This is a genomic window from Chryseobacterium scophthalmum (assembly GCF_900143185.1).
Classification (GTDB): domain Bacteria; phylum Bacteroidota; class Bacteroidia; order Flavobacteriales; family Weeksellaceae; genus Chryseobacterium; species Chryseobacterium scophthalmum.
This window is the reverse complement of record NZ_FSRQ01000001.1, coordinates 1,348,004-1,360,856: the sequence shown is the minus strand read 5'-3', so window position 1 is coordinate 1,360,856 and position 12,853 is coordinate 1,348,004. Positions and strand designations below refer to the sequence as shown.

General features: G+C 32.2%; 10 protein-coding genes. 5 read left to right on the top strand and 5 right to left on the bottom strand.

All coding sequences use genetic code 11. The features are described 5' to 3' along the window. Window positions 1–60: 60 nt before the first annotated feature. The 5 genes from BUR17_RS06130 to BUR17_RS06110 form a co-directional block, all read right to left on the bottom strand. Window positions 61–786, bottom strand: coding sequence for an ABC transporter ATP-binding protein (locus tag BUR17_RS06130; protein WP_074229443.1), 726 nt, complete (start codon window positions 784–786; stop codon window positions 61–63). Window positions 787–870: 84 nt separating this feature from the next. Then, on the bottom strand, window positions 871–1,452 hold the full coding sequence (locus BUR17_RS06125) for a hypothetical protein (RefSeq protein WP_074229442.1): 582 nt from the start codon (window positions 1,450–1,452) through the stop codon (window positions 871–873). A 512-nt stretch (window positions 1,453–1,964) separates the two neighbouring features. Continuing rightward, the gene (locus BUR17_RS06120; protein ID WP_228418623.1) at window positions 1,965–3,092 is read right to left on the bottom strand and encodes a sensor histidine kinase; all 1,128 of its coding nucleotides are present in this window, start codon (window positions 3,090–3,092) and stop codon (window positions 1,965–1,967) included. Window positions 3,093–3,430: 338 nt separating this feature from the next. After that, window positions 3,431–4,774: a sigma-54-dependent transcriptional regulator gene (locus BUR17_RS06115; RefSeq protein ID WP_074229441.1), complete on the bottom strand. Its 1,344-nt coding sequence runs from the start codon at window positions 4,772–4,774 to the stop codon at window positions 3,431–3,433. A gap of 23 nt (window positions 4,775–4,797) precedes the next feature. Then, window positions 4,798–5,838 (bottom strand): PDDEXK nuclease domain-containing protein, encoded by a 1,041-nt coding sequence (locus tag BUR17_RS06110; RefSeq protein WP_074229440.1) that lies wholly within the window; start codon window positions 5,836–5,838, stop codon window positions 4,798–4,800. 263 nt (window positions 5,839–6,101) lie between these two features. Here BUR17_RS06110 and BUR17_RS06105 point away from each other — a divergent pair, with 263 nt between their 5' ends. The 5 genes from BUR17_RS06105 to BUR17_RS06085 all read left to right on the top strand — a co-directional run bounded on the left by BUR17_RS06105 (window position 6,102) and on the right by BUR17_RS06085 (window position 12,846). Continuing rightward, window positions 6,102–7,343: an efflux RND transporter periplasmic adaptor subunit gene (locus BUR17_RS06105; protein WP_074229439.1), complete on the top strand. Its 1,242-nt coding sequence runs from the start codon at window positions 6,102–6,104 to the stop codon at window positions 7,341–7,343. Window positions 7,344–7,350: 7 nt separating this feature from the next. Beyond that, window positions 7,351–8,766, top strand: a complete 1,416-nt coding sequence (locus BUR17_RS06100; RefSeq protein ID WP_074229438.1) for a DUF4932 domain-containing protein — start codon at window positions 7,351–7,353, stop codon at window positions 8,764–8,766. Window positions 8,767–8,796: 30 nt separating this feature from the next. After that, window positions 8,797–9,576, top strand: coding sequence for a GIN domain-containing protein (locus BUR17_RS06095; RefSeq protein ID WP_074229437.1), 780 nt, complete (start codon window positions 8,797–8,799; stop codon window positions 9,574–9,576). A 39-nt stretch (window positions 9,577–9,615) separates the two neighbouring features. Next, window positions 9,616–10,338, top strand: coding sequence for an ABC transporter ATP-binding protein (locus BUR17_RS06090; RefSeq protein ID WP_074229436.1), 723 nt, complete (start codon window positions 9,616–9,618; stop codon window positions 10,336–10,338). 93 nt (window positions 10,339–10,431) lie between these two features. Continuing rightward, entirely contained in the window at window positions 10,432–12,846 is a 2,415-nt protein-coding gene (locus tag BUR17_RS06085) for an ABC transporter permease (RefSeq protein WP_074230245.1), read from the top strand. The last annotated feature ends 7 nt before the right edge of the window (window positions 12,847–12,853 follow it).

Below are 12,853 nucleotides of genomic sequence, written 5' to 3'. Positions count from 1 at the left end.
AGATGGGAATCAAATTTAAAGCCAATAAAAGATCTAAAAAGTTTTTACTTTTTAATTGCTTTAAGCCTTAGTCTCAACTTCAACCTTAAAATCCTGCGTATAACTCGCAAAAGCATCTTCTAAACTCTCAAATTTTCCTTTAAAGTCATTAATATTACAATCCTGAATGATATTTCCCTGATGAATAAGAATTACTCTTGTGCAAAGCGCTTCAACCTCCTGCATAATGTGTGTAGAAAGTAAAACTGTTTTTTCTTTCCCGATTTCTTTCACCACATTTCTGATTTCTAAAATCTGATTGGGATCTAAGCCGTTCGTTGGCTCATCTAAGATCAATAAATCGGGTTGATGAATAATTGCCTGCGCCAAACCAACTCTTTGCTTGTAACCTTTAGAAAGCTGACCGATTTTTTTAGATTTTTCGGGAGTTATTCCGACCAATTCTATCACCTCATCAACTCTGGCTTCAGAAATTTTATGAATATTGGCAACAAACTGCAGATATTCTTTTACATACATTTCCAGGTAAAGCGGATTGTTTTCAGGAAGAAATCCTATATTTTTTTTGCTTTCAATTTCGTACTCTGAAATATTTTTTCCGTTAAAGATAATTTCACCTTCATCAATTTTCAGTGCACCGACAATAGATTTCATCAAAGTAGATTTTCCGGCTCCGTTAGGACCCAAAAGACCGATGATTTCACTTTTATCAATGTTGATGTTGATGTTGTTTAGAGCAGTCTGCTCACCAAATTTCTTTGTTAGATTAATTACCTGAAGAGACATAGTACAATGAAATATTTTCACAAAAATAGAAATAAAAAAACTCATTCGGTAAGAATGAGTTGATATATATTGAAAAAACGAAATTTATTTTCTTTTTTTCGTTGGTTTTACCGGAGTTTTCGGAGTGTTGTTTTGATAAGTATTTGATGAACTTTGAGCCGAGGTATTATTCATTGAATTTACCGGAGTTTGTTTTACTGCAGATTTGGTGTACAATGCAGCTTTTGGAGTTCCGATACCGAAGATTTTATCAATCTGTTTTTTATTTAAAAACTGAGATTTACCGACATACTTTTTATTCTTGTTGATATATTGAATAATTTGTACCGTTGGTTGACCGTAGTTTCTCTCGTATTGAAGCTCAATAATATCATTAGGAAGTTCTAAAGAAATGTTTCCGGTAGGTTGATCAATAAATCCATCAGTAATCATTTTATAAAGTTCCTGCACATCACCGTTCATATCATTAAATGAAAATGATCTGAAAGTGTTCAGATTACTCGTGTTGAGATCCTGATAATTAAAAGTAAATTTATTTTCTTTTTTATATAAGCCGACAGAGTTATCCTTTCCGATTTCGACTAATGTTTCATTTTTCAGAACCTTGATTTGTGAGAATGCAGATATTCCGGAAAATAAGGTGAGGAGTAAAATTATTTTTTTCATGCTATTGTAAATTTAATATTTTGGTTGGTAATGCTAATTTATAGATAAAATCACAAACACCATTTTTTTATACTAAGCAAAAATAATGTTTTTTTTTAATTTGTTTTTTTTTGAATATTATGCAAATCGTAATATATACTGACGAAAATGACTTTAAAATTCAATTTTATTCTACATATTTAGATTTTTTTATAAAAATATTACTGCTTAAAAGTTAGATTTCAATAAATTACACAAGAACTGTAGGTAATTTGTCTAAAGACATATGTGATCTCAGTTTTTAACAATATAAATATCTTTACATTGGGTTTGTTTATAGGTTAATAGTTTAATGTATTTAAATACAATACTTTAAGTATATTAATGTTTTTATTTAAAATTTTAATTAAAATTTAATATTAAATAAAAATATGTAAGCTATTCAAAAAGATATATAAATAAATTTTTTATAAATCAATTGGAATCAAGAGTTATACCAATAATAAGATTTATTATAAAATTAACTTAAATCCTTAGCTTAAAAACCAAATTTCAAACCTACTTCCCTGATCGAGAGCTTTATAATTAAGATAGCCTTTATGCGCTTCTATGATGCTTTTGCTGAGCGTTAAACCAATTCCGGAACCTCCGTTTCTTGTTGTGAAAAAAGGAAGAAAAATCTTATCCTGAATTTCCTTCTGAATACCAATTCCACTGTCTTCTACACTCAGAATAATTCGTTTGTTAAGGGTTTTTATTTCTGTTTTGATGATTCTTTCATTGGTATTAGAAACTGCAAAAACTGCATTGAGATAGAGATTAATTAAACAACGTTCAATCATTTTTTGATCTGCAAAAACCATCTGATTCTCTAATGAATTAACAATCTTGATATTATTCTTCTCAAATTCCGGCTTCAAAAAATTAAGCGCAGACTCTACAATTTGAGTCAAGGAAATTGTTTTGAAAACAGGTTTTGGCAGTTCTGCAACCTGTCTGTAATCGTCTACGAAATTCAGTAATTGTTTTGATTTGTTATTGATAATCATCAGACTTTCTTGCATATCCTGTTGATCTTCTTTTTCAATGACATCCTGATTCGCAATATATTCCAGATTTTGAATCAAACTGTTTACAGGCGTTAAGGTATTAAGCAATTCGTGAGAAATCACTTTCATCAGATTATTCCAGGCTAACTTTTCCTTTTGCTCAATAATTTTCTGAACAGATTCTAAGCTGATGATACAAAAACGGTTTTTTACATTTTCAACTTTTTTGGTTCTGAGAGAAAATGATTGTTTTGTATTTTCATTAATAGAAATATCAAAGAATTCCTGTGAATTTTCATATTGTGTATCCTCAATAATCCTATAAAAATTCGGTGTTTTATTTTCGTAAAGATTCCAATAATTATACTTCGGAATTTCCAGAATTTCCAGAAAAACTGGATTCACATAAAAAACTTCCCATTCATTATTTTTTTTAGAGAGAATCATCAATCCTATTTCAAGTTGATTCAATATTTCTTCATACAAAAGCTTATAAGAAGAATGAGAAAGATGTTCTTCTTTGCTTTGATAATAGAGTTTTACGGCATTTTCAACCAGACTGTTTTGGTCGGCTTCAGGAAATAATGAAAAATCTTTTTTTTGAATTGCCAAAAGCAACTTTTCTGTTTTTTGAATATAAGACAAGGCCGAAGTCTGCGCAAAAAAAATACAAACCAAACTTATTGAGGAAAACAGGACGCAATTAATCAATCTGTTTTGTGAATAAAAATCAAAGGCAAAAATTCCGCTGACAATTGCAAGCAGAATAAATAGTAACCAAAAAAACTGTTGTTTTTTCATTGTTTTTTCAACGTTCATTGATAGGATTTTATCCTATCTTTTATTAAATCGTTCCTTCGGAACTCTCAAAATAACATTAGAGTGGTCACACTGAGCGAAGTCGAAGAGTTTTAATTCTATCAACCAAGAACGATCAACTAATAACCAAATCACAATTCAAATTTTTCCATTCTTCTATACAACGCGGCTCTTGATAATCCCAAATCTTCTGCGGCAAGAGATATATTTCCACGATGTTTTTTTAATGCTTTTTTAATCAGAATTCCTTCCATTTCTTCGATGTTGAGATTGACGATTGTTTTTTCTGATTCTTCATCTTGAGGCATCAACAATTTCAGATTTTTCTCATTAGAAAGAATCACGCTTCGCTCAATGCAATGATCGAGTTCACGAATGTTTCCAGGCCAGGAATAAGTGATTAATTCGTTAATCAAAGATTCATTTAAAACTAAATCTGGTTTGTGATATTTCTGTTTATATTTATCTAAAAAATAATTGGCTAAAGTCGGAATATCTTCCAATCGATTTCTCAGACTCGGAATTTGCAATTCAACCGTATTGATTCTGTAATACAAATCCTTCCTGAATCTGTTTTCTGAAACTGCTTTTTTAAGATTTTCGTTCGTTGCAAAAATAAATCTTACGTCCAGTAATCTCTCTTTACTTTCACCGATTCTTGACAATTTTCGGTTCTGAATCAAACTTAATAATTTGGTTTGAAGATGAAGCGGAAGATTTCCAATCTCATCAAGAAAAACCGTTCCATTTTGAGCATTTTCAATCTTTCCGGAATAATCCTGATTGGCATCTGTAAACGCTCCTTTTTTGTACCCAAATAATTCAGCTTCAAACAAACTTTCTGAAAGGCTTCCTAAATCGATGTGGACAAAAGGCTGATTTATTCTTTCAGACAATTCGTGGATGTGTTCTGCAAGAACGTATTTTCCGGTTCCGTTTTCACCTAAAAGTAAAATATTTGCATCAGTTGGCGCAACTCTCGTAATCTGATCCATCACTTCCTGCATTGCAAAAGATTGCGTTTCCAGTTGATATTGATTGGTTTTGATGCTCACATTTTCCCATTGATTGAGCTTTTTATTTTTTCGGGAAATATCGACAGCGAGATTAACGGAGGCGAACAACTTTTCGTTATTCCAGGGTTTTAAAATAAAATCAGAAGCACCATTTTTCAATGCTTCAACTGCTAATTCTACTTCACCATAAGCGGTCATTAGAATGATTGGAAGTTGCGGTTCTAAGGTTTTAATTTCCTGCATCCAATACAAACCGTCTTTTCCGCTTTCAAAACCTTTCCTGAAATTCATATCAAGAAGAACTGCATCAACCTGTTGCTCGGTTAAAAACTTCAAAATATTTTTTGGCTGACTGAGACAGCTCACTTCCGTGAAAAATTTCTTCAGCCACACTTTTGCCGAAAACAAAATATCTTCGTCATCATCCACAATTAAAATATGAGCTTCTTTTTTTCGCATTTTTTAAATTTAATAAATAAGAATTATAACAATTTTTTACGTTCGAAACGTTCTTTTGCTTCAATTAGAGCCAAATGTAATTTTCTTTCCAGTTCTTTTTTCGGTGGTAATTCCGTCCAATATTCTGCAACCATAATTCCATCTTTATGCATTTCCAAAAGTTCGATTTGTTCTTTACTGCTTTCTGCACAAAGTATTAATCCGATTGGTGTTTCTTCGCCTTCTTGTCTTTCATTTTTGTTGAGCCATTTCAAATATAATTCCATTTGTCCTTTATATTTGGCTTGAAATTTCCCTAATTTTAATTCGATTGCCACCAATCTTTTGAGTGAACGATGATAAAATAATAGGTCGAGATAAAAATCTTCTCCGTCGATAATCATTGTTTTTTGACGCTCCACAAAAGCAAATCCTTTCCCTAATTCTAAGATGAATTTTTCAAGTTCGTGAAGGATGGCTGTCTCGATATCTTTTTCTAAATGATCATTTTGCAAGCCAAGAAAATCTAATAAATAGGGGTCTTTGAATGTGTTTATTGGAAAGTTTTCGTTCTGTGATGATTGTAGATTGGCAATTTCGGTTCTTTCAAAAGCTTTGCTGGCGATTTGTTTGCGAAGTTCTCTCACGCCAAGTGTATCATTAATTGCTAATTGTGCGTAAAATTGTTTAGCTTCGACTGATTTTAAAGGAATTAAAACCAAAAAATGAGACCAGGTCAATTGTCGTGACAGTGTAACGACAATTTGCAAATCAGAAAAGTGTTCTGCAAATTGCATCATTCTTCGTACATTTTTTTCAGCAAAATTTCTTCCGTAAGAAGTTTCCAATTGTGCCGACAATGTCGATACAGTTTGCTTTCCGTATTCAGCACGTTGGTTTTGTAGAATATCATCATTGATACGTTTTCCAACCTGCCAAAACAAAATGGTAAGCGTACTATTGGCTTGCATCGCAACCTGTTGGTGACTTTGCTCAATCAGTTGGGATAAATCGACAAATAGTTTGTCGTTTGAAAATGCTATTTGATTATCGGGAGGTTCTGTATTTTTTAATTTTTTAGCCATATTTTCTTATTTGGTTGTCGGTTGATGGTTTTAATTAATACATATTCAATTGTTCAAGATTTAAAACAGATTTTAAAAACAATCAACTAATCACTGACAACCATCAACTAAATTTGTCCGTTTTCGCACAAAAAGTGTCCGATAATGAACAGTTTTAAAATTAATTAAAATATATTTAATCACATTATCAAAGAGTTATAAGATTATAAATCTCTGGCATTTGAATTGACTAATTATCTGTAAGTAAAATAGTTATCTCAAATATGGATACGAAAATAGTAAAAAAGAAGTCTAAACTAAAATTAATATTAATCATCATAGCTTCTGCGTTGGCAGTTTTGATTTTTGGATGGTACTTTCTCAATCAGAAAAAAACATTTAATGTAAAGTTAGAAGATATTCAAACTGATGTGGTGACGAAAGGAAAATTTGAAGATATGTTGATGGTAACAGCACAAACGCAATCTCTAAATTCTTCTTTAGTGAATGTTTTAGAAGGTGGCGCTGTGAAAGAGATTTTTGCAGAAGACGGACAAATGCTAACAAAAGGACAACCTATTGCGAGAGTTTACAATCCGAATACAGAATTTAATTACTTGAATCAGGAAACCGGGATTATGCAGCAAATAAGCCAAATGAGAAGTTCTCTTTTAGAATTAAAAAACCAGGAATTCAATCAGGATAAAGAATTATTGCAGTCTCAGAATGATTATAATACGGCTTTGCAGGCTTATAATCTTCAGAAAAGATTGTACGATGCAGAAATCGGAAAGAAAACCGATTATGATATGGCTTCCCAAAATCTTAATTATCAGAAACAAAGAAAACAAATTGTGGAAAAAGGGAGTGCCAATGAAAAAACATCCAGAAATTCTCAGTTTGCAGCCATTAATAATTCGATTAACCAAATGGAAAAAAGTTTGGATATTTTGCGCTCTAATAAAAATAATTTCCTAATTATGGCGCCGGTTTCCGGAAGGTTATCTTCATTTAACATTTCGCTGGGACAAAATTTGACAACCGGTGAAAGCATCGGAAAAATAGATTTGATGGGCGGTTACAAACTAATTGCAAAAGTAGATGAATATTATATCAACAAACTTCAAGTCGGAATTAAAGGAAGTTTGGAAAGCAATGCTAAACAGTATGAAGTGATTATTTCAAAAATTCTTCCAGAAGTAAAAGACGGACAGTTTTCTGTGGAACTAAATTTTATCGATGCAAAAATTGAGAATTTAAAAATCGGGATGACTTTCGGAGTGAAGCTTAAACTTTCTGCTGATACACAAAGCATGATGATTCCGAAAGGAAATTTTTATAAAGACACCAATGGGAAATGGATTTTCGTTCTGAAAAATAATAAAGCAGAAAAACGAGATATCAGTTTGGGAAGAGAAAACCCAATGTATTACGAAGTTGTTTCAGGATTGAAAGCGGGGGAAACCGTTATTACTTCAGATTATTCTGAATTGAAGAAATATGAAATATTAGATATAAAAAAATAAAATAAGCATGATTTGGATTAAAAAACTTTGGACGTTAATTGTTCTTTTGGTTTCAATTTTAAACTTTTCACAAGAAAAGCTAACTCCTAAAGTAGATGAAAGAGTAGAGATTGTAAGTACTGTTTTTCGATTGGCAGGAGCTCAAGAATATAGTCAAGATTACAATAAAAAATATGTGGCGGATATCAATACTTATTTTGATGCTTATAAAAACTCAGGAATTGTTGAGTTTATTAAGCAAAACAGAAACAAAAACGGTTTGGGAAGAGATGCAGTGATGTCGATGGCACTTCATTTATCTTTTAAAAATGGAAAATTCAGCCAGATAAAAGAAAAAGTAAATTTATTGGATAGAAGATGGGAAAAAGTAGACAAAAAGCAATTTGTTCTTTTGTTAAATCAATTTTACAAAACCACAAATTTTCAGCAGTTTTTTGATAACCATTCAGCAAATTATAAAAAAGCAGAAGACGAATATCAAACAACTATTTTGTCTGACTTTAATCAAGGTTGGTATTCTAAATTTTATGGTAAAAAAGCCAATGAAGATTACAACATTATTTTAGGCTACGGAAATGGTGGAGGAAATTATGGAATTAAAACTCATCCCGAAAACCAAAAAGAAACTGTAAATGCAGTAGTTGGAATGTCGTCTTTTGATAAGGATGGAAATGCAAAATTTGATAAAAACGAGTTTCAGCCTTTACTGATTCATGAATTTAACCATTCATTTATTAATTATATTTTGGAGATGGGCGATAACAAGTCCAAATTAGAAAATTCGGCCAAGATTATTTATGAATTGGTGAAAGAAGACATGGAATCTCAAGCTTACACCAATTGGGAAATCATGATTAATGAAAGTTTGGTAAGAGCTTCTGTCATTCGTTATATGATAGATAATAAATATTCGCAAAAAGAGATCAATGAAGAAATTTCCATTCAGGAAAAAAGAAAATTTTTATGGATAAAAGATTTAGTGGAATTGTTAGGGAAATATGATAACAACAGGGAACAATATCCCACGCTAGAAAGTTTTTATCCTGAGATTATTTCTTTCTATGATCAATTAGCTCCAAAATTTAAAACCTTTATGAATGATTATGAAAAAAATCAGCCTAAAGTACTGTCTATTTCTCCAGATATCTGGAACAAAAATGATGTAGATCCTTCGATTAAAGAGATCATCGTCAATTTTGACAGAGAAATGGCAGAAGGATCTTCTATTAACTTGGGAAGTACAGGAAAAGAGCATTTTCCTTTGATAAAAAATGAAGGTTTTGTGAATAACCATAAAGGAATAAAACTTTTGACAGATATGAAACCTAATACAGAATATGAGTTTGTACTGACTGATAATAAATTTAAGTCGAAAGAAGGTTATCCTCTAAAAGAAACTGTGATAAAATTTAAAACAAAATAAAAATTAATCTAAACAAAATAAAACATACCTATGAAAACTTTAGCAATATTATTTCTTACAACCTTTGCAACACAGGCTTTTCAGGCTTCTGCAAACCCCAATTTTTATATAGAAAATCAAAGTATCAAGTCTTCTCAAATTGAAACAAAAACCATTGCCTTAGAACATTTTGATGGCATTGCTTCTGATATGGTTTTTGATGTAGAAGTGGTAAAATCTAACGAAGAAAAAGTTGTGATTAAAAGCAATTATCTTCAATTCGTAGAAGTAAATGTGAAAAACAGTGTATTGAAAATCGCCTACAAAAGAGGACAGTCTTTAGAAAACGTGGATACTAAAATTATTGTTTATGCAAAAGATATCAAATCTGTGAGCGCAGGAATTGGCTCTATTGTAAAAATTAAGAATGATTTTGATATTCAAAAATTTTCTACAGTGAGTGGAGGAAAAATTTATGGTGATTCTAATGCTAAAAAAGTAACAATCAATACAGAGTCCGGAAGCTTGGTTTCAGGAACTATCAATACAGAAAACCTTGTACTGAATTCAAGATCAGCAAGCACAATAGATATTCAGGGCAAAATTTCAAAAGCAATAATCAATTCAGAACAGGCTTCTAAAGTTATTGCTACCAAAGCTATTATTACCGAAGCATTAGTAGACGCAAGATCGGCTTCTTCGGTAAGTTTAAGTGTGTCTAAAGAATTGACAGCATCTGCAAATTCATTAGCAAAAATCAGATACAAAACCTTGTCAGGAATCAAATTTTCTGCAAGCAGGGATTCTGGTGGAACGATTGATACGCTGTAACCCAATTCACAAAAACTATAAATTTTAAATAATACGACAATGATAAATATTCAAAACCTTTCAAAAGTATATAAAACGGAAGACGTACAAACCAATGCGCTTAATAATGTAAGCCTGCAAATCAAAGAAGGTGAATTCGTTGCGATAATGGGACCTTCTGGTTGCGGAAAATCTACTTTTCTTAATATTCTTGGTTTATTAGACAGCGCTTCTTCCGGTTCTTATCAGTTTGAATCTATTGAAACAATCGGAACTTCCGAAAAGAAAAAATCTGAAATCAGAAAGAAAAATATAGGCTTTATCTTCCAGAATTTTAATCTGATTGATGAATTAACAGTTTATGAAAATATAGAATTGCCTTTAATTTACAACGGAGTTTCTTCTTCAGAAAGAAAAAAACGCGTGGAAGAAATTATGGAGAAAATTAACATTGCGCACAGGGCAAAACATTATCCACAGCAACTTTCCGGAGGCCAGCAACAAAGAGCTGCCGTTGCGAGAGCTTTGGTTACAAAACCAAAACTGATTCTTGCCGATGAACCAACAGGAAATCTCGACAGTTCTAACGGAAATGAAGTGATGAATCTTTTGGCAGAACTTCACAGAGAGGGCTCTACAATTGCGATGGTAACGCACTCTTCTTACGACGCAGGTTATGCATCCAGAATCGTGAATATGAAAGATGGTGAGATTTTCTCTGAGGAACATTCTTCCCAAAGAAAAGATGTTTTCGAAAAAGCAGATGCCAAAAACTTCGCGTAAAAACTTTAGTTGAAAGTTATCGGTTGTTAGCTGATGGGAATTCTCAAAACTAGCAACGATCAACTAACAACGATCAATCAAAAAACTAAAATTATGCTACAAAACTGGCTCAAAATTGCCTTCATCAATTATAAAAAGAATTGGCTTTCCACAATAATCAATTTGTTTGGATTGACGATTGGGCTTACCGGATTTATGCTCATTCTGATGCATTGGAATGATGAAGAATCTTTCGAAAAATGGAATCCTAAGAAGGATAATATTTATTATTTTCAGACGTATTACAAAAAAGATAATATTTATGGCGGTGCTATTTCGATACCTTTAGCTGAAAATGCATTGAAGCGAATCTCTGAAGTTCAGGATTATGTTTTGATGAGCGGTTCTGATATCGCTTATAAGATGACCACAAAAAACAAAACAGCTTATCAAGAAGGTGGGCTTGCTGCGTCGGAGAATTTTTTCAATCTGTTTCCATTCAAATTGGTGACTGGAAGCTATAATGACGTTTTTAAAAATGATAACAATATTGCTATTTCTAATGTTGTGGCAAAAAATCTTTTTGGTAAAACTGAAGTTGCGGGCGAAACGATTAAAATTAATAAAACAGATTACATCGTTACAGCGGTTTATGAGTTACCGAAAGGAAACAGCCAGATAAAACCGGATTTTATTTTCAAACCTGCAGAACAGTTGAAAAATGATAAAGAATCTTGGGGTAATTTCAATTATGGAGGTTTTTTTCTGTTGAAAAAAGGAGCAGACCCGAGAAGTTTTGAGAAAAAATTTCTTGATATCATTATGCTGCGTGCGAAAATAAACTCTAAAGATGCAGGAATGACACCTCAGCAATTTATTGATACGTATGGACCAACTGATTCATTGCTTACACCGCTAGATAAAATAAAATTGCATGCAGAATCAACTTGGTTTGGGAACCCGGATTTCAAGTCATTAATGATCTTATTCACACTTTCGGTTCTGATTGTGATTTTATCAGCCATTAATTTTATCAATTTAAAAACAGCACAAGCTTCTCAAAGAGCCAAAGAAATAGGGGTAAGAAAAGCGATTGGAAGTACAAAATCCAGCCTTATAGTTCAGTTTCTGATGGAAACTTTTTTAATCTGTTTTGCTTCATATCTTCTTTCTTTGGCTTTAACAGAACTTCTCTTACCAAGTCTCAATAAGTTTTATAATAAAGAAATTGTGATGAGCGATTGGCGCATTTACTTCTATTCGTTTGCGATGGTGGCTTTAGTGACGATTGTTTCCGGGCTCATTCCGGCTTTATATTTATCTAATTTCAAAGCGATAGAAACCTTAAAAGGAAATTTTGCCAGAAGTAAAAATGGTGTTTGGCTGAGAAACGGAATTCTGACTCTGCAACTAATTATTTCTTCTTTTTTCATTATCGGTGGATTGATTGTCAATCAGCAGGTGAAACATATGATGGATAAAGATTTAGGCTTCAACGGGAAACAGATTTTTCAAATCAATTTTAATGAAGATAACAATGGAAAACCTTGGCTGAAATATGAAAGACTTAGAACCGAAATGGCAAAAATTCCTGGTGTAGAAAGTGTTTCATTTGCGGAAGCGCCTCCCGGAACCAGTAATCAGAGCAGTTCTAATATGGATTATTTGAATACGAGTATTCAGGCTCGTCACGGCTCTATGGATCATAATTATCTTCAGTTTATGGGTGTTAAATTGCTTAAAGGACGTTGGCTGGACCCAAAATTATCATCAGATACAATTAATAATGCCTTGGTAAATGAAGCTTTTCTTAGAAAATTTGGCTGGACAGATGAACAGGCAATGAAAAGAGAAGTCAGACCGGGGTTTGACAACAAAGCTTATCACATTGTAGGAATAACAAAAGATTTCAACGTCAGAAGTTTGAAGAGCGAAGTAGAACCCATGATATTTTTTCATTACAGAGAAACTACCTGGAAAAGATATAATGTAAACAATATTCAGTTGAAATTAAAAGCAGACGATATTGACGGAACTGTAAAAAGACTGAAAACGTATTGGAAAGATAATGCAGAACCGGGTTATCCATTCAGCTCTTATTTTATAGATAAACAATTTGCAAAAACTTTTGAAACGTATCAGAAACAGCAGACGCTTTTCACGATTTTGAACGCGATGGTTTTAATGGTGGCTTTACTTGGACTATTCGCTTTGTCATCATTAATGATCGAGCAAAAATTAAAAGATGTAGCGATCAAAAAAACTTTGGGTGCATCAGACGGAACTTTGATTGTAGGATTAACGAAACAATTCCTTTGGATTACCTTAATTGCTGTTCTGATAAGCATTCCTATAAGTTATTATCTGATGAATGAGTGGCTGAAAGATTTCGCATACCGAATTGATATGCCGGTTTTACCATTCATTTTAAGTATGATTTTATTATTGATTTTAACTTTCGCAGTGGTGAGTATTAAAGCATATCAAGCTACAAAAGTGAATCTTGTAAAATATCTGAAATACGAATAAAATTGGT

Coding starts and splice junctions, on each gene's coding strand:
- BUR17_RS06130 (WP_074229443.1), bottom strand. CDS start 786: ATGTCTCTTCAGGTAATTAATCTAACAAAGAAATTTGGTGAGCAGACT.
- BUR17_RS06125 (WP_074229442.1), bottom strand. CDS start 1,452: ATGAAAAAAATAATTTTACTCCTCACCTTATTTTCCGGAATATCTGCA.
- BUR17_RS06115 (WP_074229441.1), bottom strand. CDS start 4,774: ATGCGAAAAAAAGAAGCTCATATTTTAATTGTGGATGATGACGAAGAT.
- BUR17_RS06110 (WP_074229440.1), bottom strand. CDS start 5,838: ATGGCTAAAAAATTAAAAAATACAGAACCTCCCGATAATCAAATAGCA.
- BUR17_RS06105 (WP_074229439.1), top strand. CDS start 6,102: ATGGATACGAAAATAGTAAAAAAGAAGTCTAAACTAAAATTAATATTA.
- BUR17_RS06100 (WP_074229438.1), top strand. CDS start 7,351: ATGATTTGGATTAAAAAACTTTGGACGTTAATTGTTCTTTTGGTTTCA.
- BUR17_RS06095 (WP_074229437.1), top strand. CDS start 8,797: ATGAAAACTTTAGCAATATTATTTCTTACAACCTTTGCAACACAGGCT.
- BUR17_RS06090 (WP_074229436.1), top strand. CDS start 9,616: ATGATAAATATTCAAAACCTTTCAAAAGTATATAAAACGGAAGACGTA.
- BUR17_RS06085 (WP_074230245.1), top strand. CDS start 10,432: ATGCTACAAAACTGGCTCAAAATTGCCTTCATCAATTATAAAAAGAAT.